Genomic DNA, 17,888 nt, shown 5'->3' with positions numbered 1-17,888 from the left:
GAGCAATTTGATAGGGAATATGGTAAAGTTGAGTGGAATGGTCGGGTATTACCCGCCCGACTGTTAGCTGTCCATAACAATCCATTACCAAGGTGACATATGAGACTTACAACCAAAGGTCGTTTTGCAGTAACCGCAATGATTGATTTAGCCCTGCGTGAAACGCATGGCCCCGTAACTTTGGCCGGAATTAGCCAAAGACAAAAGATTTCCCTTTCTTACCTCGAGCAATTGTTCGGCAAATTACGCCGTTTCAATATCGTGGAGAGCACACGTGGTCCTGGTGGTGGTTACACTTTGGCACGTCCGTCCTCTGAGGTGAGTGTGGCTGACATTATTGTTGCTGTCGATGAACCTCTCGATGCAACCCAATGTGGTGGCAAAGGTAACTGTCATACCGATGAAGAAAATCATGGTCGCTGTATGACGCATGATCTCTGGAGCAATCTCAATTCCAAAATGGTTGAGTACCTTAGTTCGGTGAGCTTAAAAGATTTAGTTCATCAGCAAGAAGGGCGCGGCATTGTTATTCAAGATATGCGTCAAAAGAAAATTAAAGTTGAAAGCTCTAAAGCAGATAAGCCTGCTACAGCACTTGCAGCTAAAAAAGAAGTAGCGCCTAAAGCGCCATTAGTGAATTCCGTATTCAATTTGGCGCGCCAAAGTTAATAATGTATTACCTACCGATAAATAAACCATGAACGCACCACAAGACCTTCCGAAACAACCGGTTCCTATGTTTAGCCCTAAGCACTTCCCGGTGTATATGGACTATTCAGCTACAACGCCGATTGATCCGCGTGTGGTCGACAAAATGTTGCCTTATTTGCGCGAGCAGTTTGGTAATGCCGCTTCCCGTAGTCATGCTTATGGCTGGGCTGCAGAAGAAGCTGTTGAGTGGGCGCGTTCAGAAGTTGCGCAGTTGGTACATGCTGATCCAAGAGAGATTGTGTTTACTAGTGGTGCCACTGAAAGTATTAACTTGGCATTAAAAGGCGCGGCGCATTTTTACAAAGATCGCGGTAATCACATCATTACTGTTAAGACCGAGCACAAGGCAACTCTAGATACTTGTCGCGAGCTTGAGCGCGAAGGTTTTGAAGTGACTTATTTAGATGTATTGCCTAATGGCCTGATTGATTTTGCGCAGCTTGAAGTCGCAATGAAGCCGGGCACGATTTTGGCTTCAGTGATGTATGTCAATAATGAAATCGGTGTTGTACAAGATATTCCTGCAATTGGTGAATTGTGCCGTTCACGTGGCGTGATTTTTCATGTGGATGCAGCGCAAGCGACTGGCAAAGTAGATATTGATCTAGAAAAGATCAAGGTGGACTTGATGAGCTTTTCTGCGCATAAGACTTATGGTCCTAAAGGTATTGGCGCTTTGTTTGTGCGTCGTAAGCCACGTATTCGTATTGAGGCGCAGATTCATGGCGGCGGTCATGAGCGCGGTATGCGCTCCGGAACCTTGGCTGTTCACCAAATCGTTGGTATGGGTGAGGCTTTCCGTATTGCTCGTGTTGAGATGGTTGAAGAGAACAAGCGTATTCGCGGACTGCGTGACCGCTTACTCAATGGTTTGAAAGATATTGAAGAAGTCTATGTCAACGGCGACATGGATGATCGTGTTCCGCATAACCTCAACATTAGTTTTAACTATGTTGAAGGCGAGTCTATGTTGATGGCGTTAAAAGATTTAGCGATCTCCTCTGGTTCAGCTTGTACCTCAGCATCGTTAGAGCCTTCCTATGTATTGCGTGCCCTAGGTCGCAACGATGAGTTGGCTCATAGCTCCATTCGCTTTACTTTAGGTCGCTTTACGACTGAAGAAGAGGTGGACTTTACTATCAAGTTAGTAAAAGAAAAGATTGCCAAGTTACGTGAGTTATCTCCGCTGTGGGAAATGTATAAAGACGGAATCGATATCAGCACGATTCAATGGGCTGCACACTAAAAGATATTTAAAGATAAAGAAATTAAAGAGGAATTACCATGGCATATAGCGAAAAGGTCATCGACCACTACGAAAATCCCCGTAACGTTGGCTCATTTGAAAAGGGCGACGACAGCGTAGGTACTGGTATGGTTGGAGCCCCAGCCTGTGGCGACGTAATGAAATTACAGATTCGTGTGAACGATCAAGGTGTGATTGAAGATGCCAAGTTCAAGACTTATGGTTGTGGTTCTGCGATCGCTTCATCTTCCCTGGTAACCGAATGGGTTAAAGGTAAGACTTTGGATCAAGCGCTAGAGATCAAGAATTCACTCATCGCTGAAGAGTTGGCTTTGCCCCCTGTAAAGATTCACTGCTCTATCTTGGCTGAAGATGCTATCAAGGCAGCAGTAGCGGATTACAAAGAGAAGCATCCGGCGAAATAAAAGCTGAAATAAAGAGTAAAGAATAAGCAGGCATAACTATGGCAATTACCTTAACCGACAAAGCAGCTGCACACGTAAACCGCAATCTTGAGAAGCGCGGTAAGGGTTGCGGCTTGCGCTTGGGTGTTCGCACAACAGGTTGCTCTGGCTTGGCATATCAGCTGGAGTATGTAGATGAGCCTGCTGCTGAAGATCAGGTATTTGAGTCCAATGGCATTAAGGTATTTGTAGATCCAAAAAGCTTGGCTTACTTGGATGGTACGGAGCTAGACTTTGTGCGCGAGGGTTTGAACGAGGGATTCAAGTTTCAAAATCCAAACGTAAAAGATGAGTGTGGTTGTGGCGAATCCTTCCGCGTCTGACGATTACTTCAACTTCTTTGGATTAAATCAGCAATTCAAAATCGATTTGCCTGCTCTAGATCAGGCATACCTGGCCGTTCAGAAAGAAGTGCATCCTGATCGCCATGTGCGTGGTAGCGATGCTGAACAGCGCCTTGCTATGCAGATGGCTACCTTTGCTAATACTGCCATTCAAACACTAAAGAACCCCATCCAACGTGGCCTCTATATTTGCCAGCTTCATGGTGTTGATGCCAAGCTAGAAACCAATACTGCCATGCCTGCTGCTTTTCTGATGAAGCAAATGGAATGGCGCGAGAATTTAGATGAACAAGCGGAAGACTTGCCGGCGCTTGAAGCCTTGATGACTGAAGTAGAGCAATCAAAACAAGATACGCTTGCAGAAATTGCCCAAGCTATTGATGGCGCCAAGAATTATGTACGCGCCGCAGAGCTACTTCGTGGCTTACTCTTCATCGATAAGTTTGCGGTTGAGCTTGATGACACCATCGCAGCCTTAATCTAGTCGTCACTCAAGCTAAACTCTATCTCCTATGGCATTATTACAAATCTCTGAACCTGGTAAATCGCTGGCGCCCCATCAGCGCCGTATTGCCGTGGGTATTGATTTGGGAACCACTAATTCTTTAGTGGCCATTGTGCGTGATGCCTTGCCTAAAGTATTACCAGATGCGCAGGGGCGCGAGTTACTTCCTTCCGTTATTCGTTATTTGCCTAATGGCAGAACTCAAGCTGGCTTTGAAGCGCTTGAGAGCGTGGTCATTGACCCAAAAAACACTATTGTTTCAGTGAAGCGTTTCATGGGTCGCGGCTTGCTAGATGTCGAGAATATTGAAAGCGCCCCATACGATTTTGTTGATCAACCAGGCATGCTCAAAATCAGAACAGTTGCTGGGGATAAGAGTCCAATTGAAGTCTCGGCGGAAATCTTGGCGCGCTTGCGTCAATTAGCGGAAGACTCTGTGTCTGATGAGATTGTTGGCGCAGTGATCACAGTGCCCGCTTACTTTGATGATGCGCAACGTCAAGCAACCAAGGATGCTGCTAAGTTAGCCGGCATCGAAGTTCTCCGTTTATTGAATGAGCCTACTGCTGCTGCAATTGCCTACGGATTGGATAATGCCTCTGAAGGTATCTATGCCGTTTATGACCTAGGTGGCGGCACCTTTGATATTTCCATACTGCGCATGAGTCGCGGCGTATTTGAGGTGCTTGCTACAGGTGGTGATTCTGCTCTAGGCGGCGATGACTTTGATCACCGCTTGTATTGTTGGGTGATTGAGCAAGCTAAGCTTCCTCCTTTATCCATTCACGATCATCGTACGCTCCTGCAAGCTTGTAAGCATGCCAAAGAGCTGCTGAGTCACAACCCTCTAGCGCGCGTGCATGAAACTTTGGCAGATGGCACGGTAGTCAATGTTGGGGTTAGCCAGGCACAGCTCTTTGAAATAACTCAAAACCTAGTTGCTAAGACTTTGATGGCTTGTAAAAAAGCATTGCGCGATGCCAGCCTTAAGGCAGAAGACGTTAAAGGCGTAGTGATGGTGGGCGGTTCAACTCGCATGCCGAATGTGCAGCGTGCTGTAGGTGAGTTGTTTGGCACTCAACCCTTAAATAATTTAAATCCTGATCAAGTGGTTGCATTAGGTGCTGCGATGCAGGCTGACTTATTGGCTGGCAATCAGAGTAAAGATGATGAGTGGCTGCTATTAGATGTTATTCCACTATCGCTTGGTATTGAAACTATGGGCGGTTTAGTGGAAAAAATCATTCCACGCAATACACCGATTCCAGTTGCCAGAGCGCAGGATTTCACGACCTTTAAAGATGGGCAGACTGCCTTGGCCATTCAGGTAGTGCAGGGCGAGCGCGAACTTGCGCAAGACTGTCGCTCATTAGGTAAGTTTGAATTACGCGGCATACCAGCAATGGCTGCAGGCGCAGCCCGTATCCGGGTCACCTTTCAGGTGGATGCCGATGGCTTATTGTCTGTAAGCGCGGTAGAGCAAGGCTCTGGAGTCAAGGCATCTATTGATATCAAGCCTTCGTATGGTTTAACAGATGCTGAAATTGCTCGCATGCTACAAGATGGTTTTGCATCAGCCAAAGAAGATTTACTTTCTAGGTCTTTACGTGAAGAGCAAGTGAATGCGCAGCGCTTGCTGGATGCAGTTCAAACTGCGTTAGCGAGTGATCGTTCCTTACTGAGTGTGGAAGAGCAGAAAGAGGTTGATCAAGAGATGGCAGCCCTGCAAAAGATCTTAAATGAAGAAACTGATAGCGCCATTGTTCGCAAGGCAGTTGATCATGCCGCCAAAGCGACGGATGACTTTGCGCAAAAACGCATGAACGCTAGTATTCAAAAAGCCCTATCTGGCAAGAACGTTGCTGAAATTTAAGTAAACAAAATACAAACCGAATACCAATAGAAAAGAATCATGACTCAAATCGTTGTACTACCACATAGTGAATATTGTCCTGAAGGTGCAGTTGTTGAGGTTGCCCCAGGCACTTCGATTTGTGAGGCTTTATTGGAAAACGATATTCCGATTGAGCATGCCTGCGATATGGTGTGTGCTTGCACTACCTGCCACGTCATTGTGAAAGAGGGCTTTAACAGTCTTAATCCTCCTGATGAGAATGAGGAAGACATGCTTGATCGTGCATGGGGGCTAAACCCCCAGTCCCGTTTATCTTGCCAAGCCATTGTCGCCAAACAAGATTTAGTGATTGAAATCCCTAAATATTCAATCAATCACGCCAAAGAGAATCATTAATGCACCAAAATAATGCATTAATGCCTGCAATCATGCAAACTTAGTAAAGAGCAATTTCTGGCGGGACTAATATGAAGTTGTAGTTCATTCTTTAGGTAGTACCTCCAAAAAATCTTTTAAGCCATCCTTCGGGGTGGCTTTTTCTTTTGGGGCGCGCTTAGAGTTTTGGTGGTGACGAGCTAGATTCACGAATAACCAAATTAACACTTGTTTTGATTTTTCTGGGAAGGTTATCCACACCTTTAATTTGGGAAATGAGGTGATTGGCCGCTTGCGCCCACATACCTATAGCATCTATGTGGATAGTGCTCAGACTGGGTGTGATGTGTTGAGAAATTTCTAAGTCATCAAATCCAATGATTGATAAGTCCTTTGGAATTCTCAGCCCTTGCTTTTTAGCCTCAAGCAACGCGCCCAGAGCTAAAACGTCTTGACCGCAAATAATTGCAGTGATTTTGGGATTGTTGAGGAGCAATTTTTTTAATCCGAGACGCGCCTCATGTAAACCATAAGCACACTCCACTATCACATCGCTTTTGATCTGAATTTTCTTCTCAGTCAAAAGCTCAATAACTCCATCAACCCGGTCTCTAGCACGATCATTGTACGTAGTGATGCCTGCCAATATCCCAAAATGTTTATGTCCAAGAGAGAGTAGGTGCTGAACCCCGGGCTTGATTGCCTCTCGATTATCAAAGCCGGAGGCGTACCCGTTATAGGGTGTGGATAATGAGCCCACGTGTATATATGGAATATTGCGAGTTTTCAGAAGTTTTAATGCTTCGCGCCGCTGGCTAACGCCAAAGAGGGCAATACCTTCAACGCCTCGAGTCAGTAGGTTGGTTATTTGGTTTGCTTCGATCTCGGGATCGTAGTTACTGCTTGCTACTAAAAGTTGGTGCCCAGATTGATTTAGTTGACGTTGAAACTCTGCAAGCCCTTGTGCAAAAATTGCATTGTCAAGAGTGGGAACAATTGCGCCAATAGTCCCAGAGCGCTTAAGCATCAATGCGCGAGCCCCAGCATTCGGTATGTACCCCAATTTTTTAATAACACCACTAATTTTTTCTTTTAGCTCGGCGCTAACTGCATCTGGATTATTTAAGGCTCTGGAGACGGTTGCGGTAGAAACTTTTGCTGCAGCCGCTACATGAACTATGGTGATAGAGCCAATTTTATTTTTCATCAAAACCTAAGGGAAAGCCCTAGTCAATTTCAGTTGGTGGTGTTAATTTTGCAAGTAATTTATGGTTAGAATGAAAGCGCTTACATTTTATTTATTTTATGAGGAATTGGAAATTTTTAGCAAGCTTTTATCCTTCTTTTTGTTCTGTGCGATTCTGCTACTCGCTTGGTTTGGGCTGACAGAGTGGACAGGCACAATCTCAATTGCTAGATTTCCATCGCCCACAGAAACCTGGAATTCTTTCAGAATTATTGCCTTACAGGGTTACGGCAATGGCAAACTTCATCAACATGTCTTACAAAGCGTTATTTTAGTTACCTCCGGATTTTTGGTCTCTTCCTCATTGGGAATCCTGCTTGGGATTCTGATGGGGGCGAATAAGAAAATTGAAGCTTTTGTAAATCCAATATTTTTAACCTTGAGGCCAATACCCCCTTTGGCATGGATTCCTTTGGCTATTGTTTGGCTAGGGCTTGGTAATTCCGCTAAGGTGATGGTGATTTATGTAGCAGCCTTTGTGCCAGCAGTGATTAATAGCTTCACTGGTGTTAGATCAATAGAGGTGCCGCAGCGCGAAGCCGCTGCAATGTTGGGTATTAGTCGTTTTGCTTACTATTACGAAGTGTTAATTCCTGGCGCATTGCCGTTTATTTTTACTGGCTTACGTCTATCACTTCAGGCATCCTGGACCACTTTAGTTGCGGCGGAATTAGTTGGCGCAACTTTAGGTTTGGGATCGATCCTAAATCAAGCGGCTCAAGACATTAATCCGGCAATGATTATGGTGGGTATGATTAGCGTAGCAGTTTCTGGTTGGTTGATGACTCAGATATTGGCTAAGGCTGAGCGCTATGCCACACCTTGGAGAGCGTAATGGCACGTCAAGAACGCTTAAATCAAGGTGAGTTTTTATTGTGGACGGGACTAGGCATTACTAGTTTTTTTGGGGTTTGGTATATCTCGGTGCTGCTGGGGGTCGTTCCAAAGCAGTTTCTTCCGGCGCCTCATGAGGTTTTGCAGAGGTTTGTTTACCTGCTCAACGAGCCATTCTCTGGTTACACCTTATTGGCTCATATTGCATCAAGTTTTCAGCGCTTTTTATATGGATTCCTATTGGCAGTGGTGATTGGAGTGCCATTAGGATTATTAATGGCTTTATCTAAGTGTGCCAATCAACTAATCACACCATTTTTTGAAAGTATTCGCTTTGTTGCGCCAATCGCTTGGGTTCCATTTGCTGCCCTCTGGTTTGGAACTGGTATCGGTGGTCCGGTTTTGGTGATTTTTATGGGGGCATTTCCTCCAGTCTTAATCAATACCTATCGCGGAGCAATTCACGTAGATAAAAAATATCTTGAAGCAGCCAGAATGCTTGGGGCAGGTAGGTTGCGTTTGATGACCGAAGTCTTATTTCCAGCAGCCATCCCATCAATCATTGCCGGCCTGCGGATATCTGCTGGATTAGGTTGGCAATCCTTAGTTGGCGCTGAACTCATTGTTGCATCTAGTGGTGTTGGATACATGATGGTTAAAGGCCAGGCGAGTATTCAGACCGATATTGTGATGAGCGGCATGATTGCAATTGGTCTCATTGGTTTATTGATTGATGTGCTTTTAAGGCAAGCTGAAAAGTTCGCTGTTCACTATAGAGAAATTTGATTTATGGCAGATATTGTTTTCGATTCAGTAGAGCGCAGCTTTAAACAAAGCGGCAAAGAGTTTTTGGCCGTTGGCGGTGTTGACTTAACTGTTAAAGACAAAGAGTTTGTTGCGATCGTTGGCCCATCTGGTTGCGGAAAGACTACTTGCTTACGCATGGTAGCTGGCCTTGAAATGCCTAGTAAAGGGCGGGTACTTGTTGGCGGTAAAGAGGTAAAAGGGCCTGGACCAGACCGTGCAGTGGTATTCCAGCAATTCGCTTTATTTCCATGGAAAACAGTTCAGGAAAATATTGAGTTTGGCCTTAAATCCATGAGTATGAGTTCGGCCGAAAAACGAGATAAAACCGCCCGCTTAATTTCACTGATGGGCCTAGATGGATATGAGCAGGCCTATCCTCATCAATTATCTGGTGGTATGCAGCAGCGCGTAGCTATTGCGCGTGCATACGTCCTAGAGCCGGAAGTACTTTTGATGGATGAGCCATTCGGCGCTTTGGATGCCCAAACTCGAGTGGTTATGCAGGAAGAGCTTGTAAGGCTTGCCCGCAAGAATCCTAAAACCGTCTTATTTATTACCCACGCTGTTGAAGAGGCGGTGTTTCTCGCAGATCGTGTCGTGGTGATGTCCAGGAGGCCCGGTCTGATTCGAGATGTGATCGAGATTAAGCCCATTCGTGAAAAAGAAGGTTGGGATACTCATAGTCGTATTGAGGATGTAATGGATTTAAGTTCTTTTGTGCAGTTACGTAGTCAGATTTGGAAGTTGTTGCGCGAGCAAAACCTGGGTGTTGATCATTGATTCACTTTTGTAATATCTGAAGGAGATAAAAATGCAATTTAAGAAATCATTAGCAAGTATTTTGGGGGGAACGTTACTCGCAGCAGCAAGCGTTGGTAATGTCTACGCACAAGCAAAGCCTGCATTAATCGAGATTAAGGTGAGCTATCAGCCTGCTTTGTATTGGGCACTTCCATTCTTTGTGGCAACAGAAAAGAACTGGTGGGGTGAGTTGGGCCTTAAGCCAGAATTTAGCACTTTCCCCGCTGGAGTTCCGCAAATTGCAGCCTCTGCCTCCAAGTCATGGGATGTAGGTGGCACTGGATCTGTTCCTGCTGTATTGGGTTATGTCCGCTTTGGTATTAAGACTATCGGATTGAGTAATGATGAGTCAGCAGGCAATGCCTTGTTAGCCACTGGTAAAGCTGCAGAGGCATTCGCAGCCAATCCTCAGTCATTAAAAGGACAAACTATTGTATTGACTGGTAACTCCACTGGAGATTACGCGGTTCAATCTTGTCTTAGGAAATATGGTTTAGCTAAGACTGATGTTGTTATCAAGAATATGGGTCAGGGCGAAATTATTTCTGCCATGTCTTCCGGTAACGCAGATTTTGGCGGCCTGTGGGCGCCAAATATTTATACGCTCGAAGAGAAGGCTGGAGCAAAGGTCATTTGTAGCGGTAAAGATGGTGGTGCTTTTGTTCCTGGTGCCTTGATCGTACGTGCTGATTATGCAAAAGAAAATCCACAAAATGTGGCTAAGTTCTTAGCTGTGTATTTGCGTGCTTGGAAGTGGATGAATGCCAATAAGCCGCAAGCAATTGCGATGATGAAAAAGTTCTATGAGCAAGGTGGCGTCACTATTTCTGAGGCCTCAATGAAGAAAGAGTTTGATACCCGTCCTAACTATGACTTGGCGACTGAGTTGAAGATTATGGATGGCTCTAAGGGTCCATCACAAGTAGACGGATGGTTTAACTCTATTGCTGGCTTTATGCAATCAACTGGCGCCATACAAACTGTGCCGCCAGCAAATGAATACATCACTGATGAATTCATGAAAATGGTAAATGCAGATAAAAAGCTTCGCGAATTTGCAAACAACTCTAAGTAGTCGATAAAGCAATCTAAAAAATGGGGGTAGCCTCATTTTTTAGATAGAGACTGTAAGCGCTTACAAAACTAAGGATAGAAATATGTCTATAGATTTTTTAAAGAAAGCAGCCAAAACGCCAGAGACTGAGACATCTACAGCTCAGCAGGTAGTGACGGAGATGCTTGCTAATATTGAGAAAAATGGTGAGTCAGCTGTTAAGGATTACGCATTAAAACTGGATAAATGGTCTGGCGATATTGTGATGTCAGAGCAGGCTATGAACGCCATTTTAGTTGATGTGCCAGCAACAGTGAAGCGAGATATTGATTTTGCTGTAAAGCAAGTCTATGACTTTGCCATTGCTCAGAAAAATAGTATTCAAGATTTCTCTACCACCTTACATGCTGGGGTTACTGCTGGTCAAAAGGTGTTGCCAGTAAATGTGGTGGGTTGTTATGCGCCTTCTGGTAGATATGCTCACATTGCATCCGCTTATATGACGGTAGCTACAGCAAAAGCAGCGGGCGTTAAAAATATCATTGCATGCTCAAGTCCTTTTAGGGGTGGCGGTATTCATCCTTATGTACTCTATGCATTTAAGGCCGCCGGCGCTGATGTCATCATGACATTGGGTGGTGTTCAGGCGATTGCTTCGATGGCGTATGGATTATTTACCGGCAAACCTGCTGACGTAGTTGTGGGGCCGGGTAATAAGTTTGTGGCTGAAGCAAAGCGCTCTCTATTCGGAAAAGTCGGAATTGATGTATTTGCTGGACCATCTGAAATTGCAGTGATTGCAGATGAAACGGCGGATCCAAAAATTGTAGCGAGTGATCTAGTTGGCCAGGCTGAACATGGTCACGAATCTCCTGCATGGTTATTTACTACCTCAGCCAAATTGGCTAATGAAGTAATAGCATTGGTTCCTCAGATGATTGATCTCTTGCCGCCAACAGCAAAAGATGCTGCTGCCTGCGCATGGCGTGATTATGGCGAGGTTATTGTGTGCAGCACCCGAGAAGAGCTGGCTAAGATTTCGGATCAGTATGCAAGCGAGCATCTTGAAGTCCATGCAAAAGACTTAGACTGGTGGTTAAGCAATCTCACATGCTATGGATCTTTATTCTTGGGTGAAGAAACTACTGTTGCCTTTGGAGATAAGACTAGTGGACCAAACCATGTTTTGCCTACGAAGGGTGCGGCAAGATATTCAGGTGGTTTATCTGTGCATAAGTTCATGAAAACACTGACTTGGCAGAAGATGACTCGCGAGGGAAGCAAAGAAATGGCGCTAGTAACAGCTCGAATTAGTCGTCTAGAGGGAATGGAGGCGCATGCGCGTACTGCAGATGATCGTTTAGAAAAGTACTTTCCTAACGAGAAGTTTGATCTTGGAAGTCCAGTAGAAGTATGAGTCAAATCATTCATCAACTATTTAATCTGCAAGGTAAAACAGCCCTCATTACCGGTGGTAGTAGTGGCTTAGGTGAGGGCATTGCCCTTGCATTAGGTTTGGCTGGTGCTGAAGTCGCTATTGCTGCCCGCAGAGAAGCTCCTTTGAAGGAAGCCGCAGAGCGTCTTATCGCTCAGGACATTAAGGCCTCCTCATTTACTGCTAACTTAAGCGACTTAGAGCAAGCAGAGGTTTTGTCCAAGCGCGTCTTAAGTCATCTCGGAAAAGTCGACATCTTGGTTAACGCTGCAGGCATTAACTTGAGAGAGCCCTACGGAGAAGTATCTCCACAGAGCTGGCAAGAGCAATTAAATGTGCAGTTAGCTGCCCCATTTTTTATGACCCAAGCTCTGGCACCACAAATGCAAGCTCGTAAATGGGGCCGCATCATTAATATTGCGTCACTACAGAGCTATCGCGCTTTTGCTAATAGCGCACCCTATGGTGCAGCAAAGGGTGGGGTCGTTCAGTTAACGCGAGCTATCGCGCAGGAATGGTCAAAGTTCGGGATTACTTGTAATGCTATTGGTCCTGGGTTCTTTCCTACGGCATTAACAGCGCCAGTCTTTAACAATGCTGATTTAGTCAAAATGCATGCAGAAAAAACAGCGATAGGTCGCAATGGTGAGATGAAAGATATCCATGGTTTAGCCATCTTCTTATCTAGCGATGCCTCTGCCTACATTACTGGGCAAACCATCATGCTCGATGGCGGTTACACCGCAATATAAGGATCGTAATTATGAAAGCCTTGGTCTATACACAGCCAAATGAAATGCAGATCTTAGATCGTCCTTATCCTTCGCTGGATGCTGAGGAGGTGGTGCTCAAGATTGAGTCAGTAGGTATTTGTGGTAGTGATATGCATGCCTTTCATGGCCATGACCCAAGAAGAAAACCAGGTTTAGTTTTAGGGCATGAATTTGCTGGAATCATTGCTGATACAAGCTCTTCGCTTTTCACTAAGGGGCAGAGAGTTACAGGCAATCCATTGATTACTTGTGGCTACTGCGAATATTGTCTACAGGGAAGAAATAATTTGTGCGCCAATCGTACCATGGTGGGAATGACAAGACCGGGAGCTTTTGCTGAATATATGAGTATTCCTGCGAGTTCACTAATTGCCATACCCGAAGGTCTTAGTCTGGATGCTGCTGCATTGACTGAGCCAGCAGCCACTGCTGTTCATGCAATTAACTTATCAATGCAAGCCCTTCAAAGACCCATTCAAGAATGTCGTGTTTTGATATTGGGTGGTGGCGCTATAGGAATGCTTTCTGCGCTGCTCTTGAAGCATTATGGTGTTGATGATTTAACGGTTGCCGAAGTAAACCCATTGCGCAGAAAAGCTATTGAGGAACATGTTGGCTGCAAGACACTCAATCCCATAGACGAAAAAATTACCGAGAATTCTGTTGAGTTTGTGATGGATTGCGTTGGTGCTGTGGTTACTCGTAACACTGCACTGGCTGCCGTAAAGCCGGGCGGTGTGATGATGCATGTAGGTCTTCAGGATTGGGCTAGCGAAATTGATATGAGGAAGCTTACGCTTGCTGAAATCACACTGCTTGGAACCTACACCTACTCCACGGTTGATCTTCAAGCCACCGTCAATTTACTCGCTCGCAATGCCTTTGGCGACTTGTCTTGGGTAGAAAAGCGGTCTTTAGATAATGGGCCTCAGGCCTTTAGTGACTTACATGCCGGAAAAATAGCTGGTGCAAAAGTTCTCCTAAAACCGTTTTAAATATTCACGGGTTACTCAGTATGCAATTTGTCTTTCATTCCACGCCTTCTATTTTTTTAGAAAGAGGCGGCTCAGCCAATCTTGCAAAAAAAATTCTGGAACGAGGCGGCAAATCTGTCTTAATTGTTACGGACCCCGGCGTTCTTTCTGCGGGCTTGCTAGATAAAGCGCTGCCCCAATTTAAAGAGTTAAAGCTCCCATTTCAGATTTTTTCCGATGTTGAGGCGGATCCTCCGGTTCTTGTAATTAATCAAGCGGTGAAGGTGGCGCAGGACTGTAAAGCAGATTTCATTGTGGGCTTTGGTGGCGGTAGCTCGATGGATGTAGCAAAGCTTGTTGCTTTGTTAAGTCCTGGTACTGAAAATCTTGCCGACATATACGGTATTGGAATGGCCAAAGGACCAAGATTGCCCTTGATTCTGGTGCCTACAACTGCTGGTACAGGTTCTGAGGTAACTCAAAGCTCTGTAGTAACTGTTAGTGAAAGTGAAAAGAAGGGTGTTCTCTCGCCACATCTATTGCCAGATTTGGCGATATTGGATGCAGAGTTAACGCTTGGCTTGCCGGCCCACGTAACAGCTGCTACTGGAATAGACGCGATGGTTCATGCTATTGAGGCATATACAACTAAGCATCAAAAAAATCCCATATCTGATTGCGTAGCCAAAGAGGCGCTGCGTTTGCTATCAGGCAATCTTCATAAAGCCGTTAACTCTGGAAGCGATATTGTTGCGCGTGAAAATATGTTGCTCGGTGCCTGTCTAGGAGGTATGGCATTTACCAACGCGCCAGTAGCAGGAGTTCATGCATTGGCATATCCGATTGGGGCAAGATTTCATGTGCCTCATGGCTTGTCCAACTCCTTAATGTTGGCACCCGTAATTCGCTTTAACATTGAAGTTGCACATTCTATGTACGCAGAACTCGGGCAGATTATTAAGCCAGGTCTAAAGGGAACAACCATCGAGCAGGCAAATGGATTGGCCGATTATCTAGGTGGACTTGCTGGGGAGCTTGGATTGCCACAGCATTTAGTCGAGGTCGGTATTACGGAGAATGACTTAGACCAATTAGCTAGGGATGCCATGTTGCAAACCCGCCTCCTAAAAAACAGTCCACGTGAGATCACACTGAGTGATGCTGCTGCCCTATATCGAGAAGCGCTATAGAGTCGATAAAAATTGCTGCTTAATTAGTTGAGTAACATTTTGCCGGCTGTGTTTCTTCCGCTCTAATAAGCCCACTTTTCTGTAGATAGCCTTGCCGGATAAATCTCTAATTGATAGTTGTCGATCATTTTCCCAGGCAATATTTGCAAGCTTTGGGACTATTGAGTAGCCAAGCCCTTGTCGCACTAATTCAATAATCGCTTCAACAGAGTTAAGCTCCATTCCCTCTTGAATGGATAGCTTATTGGCTTTAATGGTTTGATCTACAAGGTGGCCTGTCCAAGTATTTCTTTCGAAACGAATGAAGGGAAGCTTAGGCTCAAATTGCGCTAAGCTTGCATTGCGTTTTGATAGAGATGCTGGCGTAATCAAGATCATCGGCTCTTTGTATAGCTCGGTCCATTGGACGTTTTGCGGTAATGCATATGGAGACTCTGTGACAATTGCTGCATCCAAGCTGCCATCTAAAACCTGATCTAGGAAGTTGCTCGATAAACCAGCAATTAATTTCACTTCAAGGCTGGGGAAGCTCTGTTTTAGTTCATTTAAAGTTTTACCGAATGCGCCCATCAGGGTGGATACGAGTGCTCCCAAAACAATAGTGCCGCTAAGATCTGATTTTAGATCCGAGCCAAGAGTCTCGTAACGAGCCACAATTTCTTGGATAGGCTCAATTAAAGATCTGCCGTGCGCATTTAGTGTAAGAGACCGCTTAGTCCGATCAAATAGCTCAAGGCCAATTTCTTTTTCTAGTTGTTGTAATTGCTGGCCAGCGGCAGCAGCAGTAAGACCAATTTCCCTGGCTGCTGCAGCAACACTCTTATGACGAGTGATTGAAAGGAAGTTTTTGAGGGTTTTGATGCTAGACATAGGTTTTATTATAAATAAATACTTTATCTCAAAGAAAAATTAATTCGATTTATTTTTTACTATTCGTCAATATAATAGATTCATGTCAAATACTGATCTCAAAGTAAGGGTGTGGCGCGGCTCCCAGGAGGGCGAGTTTGTTGAATACCTCGTGCCTCGCAACCCAAATCAAACGGTTTTGGATGTGGTTACCTATATTCAGAGGAAGCTTGATTCCACCTTGAGTTATCGCTTTGCTTGTCGGGTAGGTATGTGCGGCTCCTGCGCTATGACTGTTAATGGTGTGGCTCGCTGGACTTGTCGTACGCACGTCTCTCAAATTCTTCAGGGTGATTCATTAGAGATCGCCCCCTTGAATAACTTGCCCGTCATTAAAGATCTTGCAACTGATATGCGAGAGTTTTTTAATAAGTGGAAAGGTGCAGTTGGATTCTTTAAAGGCAATCAAACCCGCCATGATGATTTTGCTAAGGTCGAACCAAATTCTGTAGAGCGTCAGTTAGCTAATGCAGGAATTGAATGTATTGGTTGTGGTGTTTGTTATGCCTCTTGTGAGGTTGTAGAGTCTAGGCCAAATTATCTGGGTCCGGCTGCATTAAATCGCGCCTGGACACTAACGAATGATGTAAGGGATGTTCAGCAAGTTGAGCGTATGCGTGCCGTAGCAGGCGATGCTGGCTGCCATGCATGCCATACACAAGGCTCTTGCACTGAGCGTTGTCCGAAGGCTATTGAGCCGACAGCAAGTATTGCCGGCCTGAAAAAGTTGGTGGCAAGGGCTGCTGTCCGCGGAAGTAGATGGGGCAAGTTATGAGTACGGGCATCCTGCAGGCAAAGCTTTGGTATGCACAAAGAATTAGTGCTATGGTGCTTGGACTTTGTGTAGCGATTCACTTACTGATCATTTTTTACGCCATTAGAGGTGGCTTAAGTGCTCAAGAGATATTAGGCCGCACTCAAGGCAACATCCTATTTGCCATTTTTTATGAAGTGTTTGTTATTGCCTGTTTTGTACATGCGCCAATCGGCGTTGCGAATATTCTGCAGGAAACTTTCCCTAAGAGTGGGTTAGCTAGGCCTCTATCTTGGATTCTGGCTTTGCTGATTTTGGTACTTGGTACTACAGCAGTTATTGGGGTATTTACAGGCGGTCAGTTATGAGCTCCAGACCAAAGTTAGATTACCGCGCTAAAAGTCACTTGTCTTATTTCGCATATATATGCCATCGCTTTTCTGGTCTGTTATTGGCATGCTTTATTCCACTACACTTTTTAATGCTCTCCCAATCCTTGCGAGGTGCACAGGGCTTTGAAAAATCTTTAGCTTTAACGGATTTCTGGGTATTTAAGTTTGGAGAGTGGGTTCTTGTGATTTTACTGGCTGTTCATTTAGCCGGTGGAATACGCCTGTTAATGATTGAGTTTGGGCCATGGAAGGGCTTGCGTAAGAGCTGGATACAGCTCTCCATCCTGTTCGCCATCGCTTGCGGACTCTTATTTTTATATTTTGCTAGTTGATTAGGCTGATATGCAATTACAAATGAATTTAGTGGAAGAGGCTTGTAAAGAGCTCTACATTCGCGCTCTGAAGATTTTGCCTGATGATATTAAGGCGGGTATTAATAGATTAGACAAGGCTGAGACAGATTCACGCGCTCAGGTAGTCTTGAAGACCATGATTACTAATATCACCGTAGCAGAGCGTGAGGATAATCTGCTTTGCCAAGATACCGGTCTACCGATCTATAACGTGAAGATTGGTAGCAATGTGCAATTTGATGGCATGGCATTAAAGGCGGCTATTCGCAAGGGTTGTGAGCGTGCCACTAAAGAGTATCCACTGAGATCCTCGGTGGTACATCCGATTACTCGTAAAAATAATCACACCTCTTGTGGCATTGATATGCCGGCCATTCATATTGATTTTTTTGATGAAGCAGAGTCAGTCGAAATTGAAATGGTGCCAAAGGGAAGTGGTTCAGAGAATAATTCCTTTTTAAAAATGGCGATCCCTGCAGATGGCATTAAGGGCGTCAAAGCATTTGTGATTGAGAGCGTTGTCTCTGCTGGCGGTAAGACTTGCCCGCCAACGATTGTGGGTGTTGGTATCGGAGGAACATCTGATCAATGTGTAGCCATGGCAAAGCGAGCAGCGACCCGTGAGCTTGGTAGCATCTGTAGTGATGAGGAAGGGGCAAAGCTTGAGAAGGAGCTAAGCATTGCCGTGAATCAACTAGGTATTGGTCCGCAGGGTCTGGGTGGTGACGGAACTGCATTCGCGGTTCAGGTCGAACTTGCTCATACGCACATTACTATGAATCCAGTAGCTGTCAATATGCAGTGCCATTCTGCACGCAGAGCCCGTGCTACCTTCACGCCCGCTGGCGTGAGCTACGGATTCTAGG

At 45.1% G+C, this 17,888-nt stretch carries 21 protein-coding genes; 19 read left to right on the top strand and 2 right to left on the bottom strand.

Features of this window, described 5'->3' with window-relative positions; genetic code table 11:
* Positions 1–99 precede the first annotated feature (99 nt).
* Genes ICE89_RS05545 through fdx form a run of 7 tightly spaced genes read left to right on the top strand, consistent with a single transcriptional unit; the run spans position 100 to position 5,521 of the window.
* Positions 100–669, top strand: a complete 570-nt coding sequence (locus tag ICE89_RS05545; protein ID WP_215321639.1) for a Fe-S cluster assembly transcription factor — start codon at positions 100–102, stop codon at positions 667–669.
* 28 nt (positions 670–697) lie between these two features.
* Positions 698–1,957, top strand: a complete 1,260-nt coding sequence (locus ICE89_RS05540; RefSeq protein ID WP_370625338.1) for an IscS subfamily cysteine desulfurase — start codon at positions 698–700, stop codon at positions 1,955–1,957.
* A 38-nt stretch (positions 1,958–1,995) separates the two neighbouring features.
* Complete coding sequence (iscU, locus tag ICE89_RS05535; protein ID WP_068322308.1) at positions 1,996–2,382, top strand: Fe-S cluster assembly scaffold IscU; 387 nt, start codon at positions 1,996–1,998, stop codon at positions 2,380–2,382.
* 38 nt (positions 2,383–2,420) lie between these two features.
* Positions 2,421–2,744, top strand: coding sequence for an iron-sulfur cluster assembly protein IscA (iscA, locus tag ICE89_RS05530; RefSeq protein ID WP_012357505.1), 324 nt, complete (start codon positions 2,421–2,423; stop codon positions 2,742–2,744).
* Positions 2,722–3,249: a Fe-S protein assembly co-chaperone HscB gene (gene hscB / locus ICE89_RS05525; RefSeq protein WP_370625337.1), complete on the top strand. Its 528-nt coding sequence runs from the start codon at positions 2,722–2,724 to the stop codon at positions 3,247–3,249. The genes iscA and hscB overlap by 23 nt, the downstream gene beginning before the upstream one ends.
* A 28-nt stretch (positions 3,250–3,277) precedes the next feature.
* On the top strand, positions 3,278–5,143 hold the full coding sequence (gene hscA / locus ICE89_RS05520) for a Fe-S protein assembly chaperone HscA (protein WP_216265162.1): 1,866 nt from the start codon (positions 3,278–3,280) through the stop codon (positions 5,141–5,143).
* A gap of 39 nt (positions 5,144–5,182) precedes the next feature.
* On the top strand, positions 5,183–5,521 hold the full coding sequence (fdx, locus tag ICE89_RS05515) for an ISC system 2Fe-2S type ferredoxin (protein WP_215275308.1): 339 nt from the start codon (positions 5,183–5,185) through the stop codon (positions 5,519–5,521).
* A gap of 157 nt (positions 5,522–5,678) precedes the next feature.
* On the opposite strand, the gene ICE89_RS05510 is transcribed toward fdx, so the two are convergent.
* Entirely contained in the window at positions 5,679–6,707 is a 1,029-nt protein-coding gene (locus ICE89_RS05510) for a LacI family DNA-binding transcriptional regulator (protein WP_215321642.1), read from the bottom strand.
* Positions 6,708–6,813: 106 nt separating this feature from the next.
* On the opposite strand from ICE89_RS05510, the gene ICE89_RS05505 reads away from it, so the two are divergent.
* The 8 genes from ICE89_RS05505 to ICE89_RS05470 all read left to right on the top strand — a co-directional run bounded on the left by ICE89_RS05505 (position 6,814) and on the right by ICE89_RS05470 (position 14,614).
* Positions 6,814–7,581, top strand: a complete 768-nt coding sequence (locus ICE89_RS05505; protein WP_255558718.1) for an ABC transporter permease — start codon at positions 6,814–6,816, stop codon at positions 7,579–7,581.
* A complete protein-coding gene (locus ICE89_RS05500; protein ID WP_216265160.1) occupies positions 7,581–8,366 on the top strand; it encodes an ABC transporter permease in 786 nt (261 codons plus the stop codon). Before ICE89_RS05505 ends, ICE89_RS05500 begins: the two co-directional genes overlap by 1 nt.
* Positions 8,367–8,369: 3 nt before the next feature.
* Positions 8,370–9,167, top strand: coding sequence for an ABC transporter ATP-binding protein (locus ICE89_RS05495; RefSeq protein ID WP_216265159.1), 798 nt, complete (start codon positions 8,370–8,372; stop codon positions 9,165–9,167).
* A 31-nt stretch (positions 9,168–9,198) separates the two neighbouring features.
* Positions 9,199–10,263, top strand: a complete 1,065-nt coding sequence (locus ICE89_RS05490) for an ABC transporter substrate-binding protein (RefSeq protein ID WP_216265158.1) — start codon at positions 9,199–9,201, stop codon at positions 10,261–10,263.
* Between the two features lie 82 nt (positions 10,264–10,345).
* A complete protein-coding gene (hisD, locus tag ICE89_RS05485) occupies positions 10,346–11,659 on the top strand; it encodes a histidinol dehydrogenase (protein ID WP_216265157.1) in 1,314 nt (437 codons plus the stop codon).
* Positions 11,656–12,429 (top strand): SDR family NAD(P)-dependent oxidoreductase, encoded by a 774-nt coding sequence (locus tag ICE89_RS05480; RefSeq protein WP_216265156.1) that lies wholly within the window; start codon positions 11,656–11,658, stop codon positions 12,427–12,429. The genes hisD and ICE89_RS05480 overlap by 4 nt, the downstream gene beginning before the upstream one ends.
* A gap of 11 nt (positions 12,430–12,440) precedes the next feature.
* A complete protein-coding gene (locus ICE89_RS05475; RefSeq protein ID WP_216265155.1) occupies positions 12,441–13,445 on the top strand; it encodes a galactitol-1-phosphate 5-dehydrogenase in 1,005 nt (334 codons plus the stop codon).
* Positions 13,446–13,465: 20 nt separating this feature from the next.
* Positions 13,466–14,614 (top strand): iron-containing alcohol dehydrogenase, encoded by a 1,149-nt coding sequence (locus tag ICE89_RS05470; RefSeq protein WP_216265154.1) that lies wholly within the window; start codon positions 13,466–13,468, stop codon positions 14,612–14,614.
* On the opposite strand, the gene ICE89_RS05465 is transcribed toward ICE89_RS05470, so the two are convergent.
* Positions 14,609–15,484: a LysR family transcriptional regulator gene (locus ICE89_RS05465; protein ID WP_216265153.1), complete on the bottom strand. Its 876-nt coding sequence runs from the start codon at positions 15,482–15,484 to the stop codon at positions 14,609–14,611. The genes ICE89_RS05470 and ICE89_RS05465 overlap by 6 nt on opposite strands.
* 82 nt (positions 15,485–15,566) lie before the next feature.
* Here ICE89_RS05465 and ICE89_RS05460 point away from each other — a divergent pair, with 82 nt between their 5' ends.
* The 4 genes from ICE89_RS05460 to ICE89_RS05445 are packed head-to-tail and all read left to right on the top strand — an operon-like array spanning position 15,567 to position 17,887.
* Positions 15,567–16,298, top strand: a complete 732-nt coding sequence (locus tag ICE89_RS05460) for a succinate dehydrogenase/fumarate reductase iron-sulfur subunit (RefSeq protein WP_216265152.1) — start codon at positions 15,567–15,569, stop codon at positions 16,296–16,298.
* Entirely contained in the window at positions 16,295–16,645 is a 351-nt protein-coding gene (locus tag ICE89_RS05455) for a succinate dehydrogenase (RefSeq protein ID WP_072583076.1), read from the top strand. The genes ICE89_RS05460 and ICE89_RS05455 overlap by 4 nt, the downstream gene beginning before the upstream one ends.
* On the top strand, positions 16,642–17,001 hold the full coding sequence (gene sdhC / locus ICE89_RS05450) for a succinate dehydrogenase, cytochrome b556 subunit (RefSeq protein WP_072583075.1): 360 nt from the start codon (positions 16,642–16,644) through the stop codon (positions 16,999–17,001). Before ICE89_RS05455 ends, sdhC begins: the two co-directional genes overlap by 4 nt.
* 10 nt (positions 17,002–17,011) lie before the next feature.
* On the top strand, positions 17,012–17,887 hold the full coding sequence (locus ICE89_RS05445; protein WP_216265151.1) for a fumarate hydratase: 876 nt from the start codon (positions 17,012–17,014) through the stop codon (positions 17,885–17,887).
* Position 17,888 lies beyond the last annotated feature (1 nt).

Origin of the sequence: Polynucleobacter sp. AP-Kaivos-20-H2, assembly GCF_018882215.1 — a bacterium.
Lineage (GTDB): Bacteria > Pseudomonadota > Gammaproteobacteria > Burkholderiales > Burkholderiaceae > Polynucleobacter.
The sequence above is the reverse complement of the archived record's forward strand: the minus strand, read 5'-3'. Positions and strand labels throughout refer to the sequence as shown.

Bases quoted from the DNA above. Each gene is read 5' to 3' on its own strand.
- ICE89_RS05545 (WP_215321639.1), top strand. From the start codon at position 100: ATGAGACTTACAACCAAAGGTCGTTTTGCAGTAACCGCAATGATTGAT.
- hisD (WP_216265157.1), top strand. From the start codon at position 10,346: ATGTCTATAGATTTTTTAAAGAAAGCAGCCAAAACGCCAGAGACTGAG.
- hscA (WP_216265162.1), top strand. From the start codon at position 3,278: ATGGCATTATTACAAATCTCTGAACCTGGTAAATCGCTGGCGCCCCAT.
- iscU (WP_068322308.1), top strand. From the start codon at position 1,996: ATGGCATATAGCGAAAAGGTCATCGACCACTACGAAAATCCCCGTAAC.
- iscA (WP_012357505.1), top strand. From the start codon at position 2,421: ATGGCAATTACCTTAACCGACAAAGCAGCTGCACACGTAAACCGCAAT.
- sdhC (WP_072583075.1), top strand. From the start codon at position 16,642: ATGAGCTCCAGACCAAAGTTAGATTACCGCGCTAAAAGTCACTTGTCT.
- ICE89_RS05445 (WP_216265151.1), top strand. From the start codon at position 17,012: ATGCAATTACAAATGAATTTAGTGGAAGAGGCTTGTAAAGAGCTCTAC.
- ICE89_RS05470 (WP_216265154.1), top strand. From the start codon at position 13,466: ATGCAATTTGTCTTTCATTCCACGCCTTCTATTTTTTTAGAAAGAGGC.
- ICE89_RS05480 (WP_216265156.1), top strand. From the start codon at position 11,656: ATGAGTCAAATCATTCATCAACTATTTAATCTGCAAGGTAAAACAGCC.
- ICE89_RS05540 (WP_370625338.1), top strand. From the start codon at position 698: ATGAACGCACCACAAGACCTTCCGAAACAACCGGTTCCTATGTTTAGC.
- ICE89_RS05475 (WP_216265155.1), top strand. From the start codon at position 12,441: ATGAAAGCCTTGGTCTATACACAGCCAAATGAAATGCAGATCTTAGAT.
- ICE89_RS05460 (WP_216265152.1), top strand. From the start codon at position 15,567: ATGTCAAATACTGATCTCAAAGTAAGGGTGTGGCGCGGCTCCCAGGAG.
- ICE89_RS05465 (WP_216265153.1), bottom strand. From the start codon at position 15,484: ATGTCTAGCATCAAAACCCTCAAAAACTTCCTTTCAATCACTCGTCAT.
- ICE89_RS05495 (WP_216265159.1), top strand. From the start codon at position 8,370: ATGGCAGATATTGTTTTCGATTCAGTAGAGCGCAGCTTTAAACAAAGC.
- ICE89_RS05490 (WP_216265158.1), top strand. From the start codon at position 9,199: ATGCAATTTAAGAAATCATTAGCAAGTATTTTGGGGGGAACGTTACTC.
- ICE89_RS05510 (WP_215321642.1), bottom strand. From the start codon at position 6,707: ATGAAAAATAAAATTGGCTCTATCACCATAGTTCATGTAGCGGCTGCA.
- ICE89_RS05500 (WP_216265160.1), top strand. From the start codon at position 7,581: ATGGCACGTCAAGAACGCTTAAATCAAGGTGAGTTTTTATTGTGGACG.
- fdx (WP_215275308.1), top strand. From the start codon at position 5,183: ATGACTCAAATCGTTGTACTACCACATAGTGAATATTGTCCTGAAGGT.
- ICE89_RS05455 (WP_072583076.1), top strand. From the start codon at position 16,295: ATGAGTACGGGCATCCTGCAGGCAAAGCTTTGGTATGCACAAAGAATT.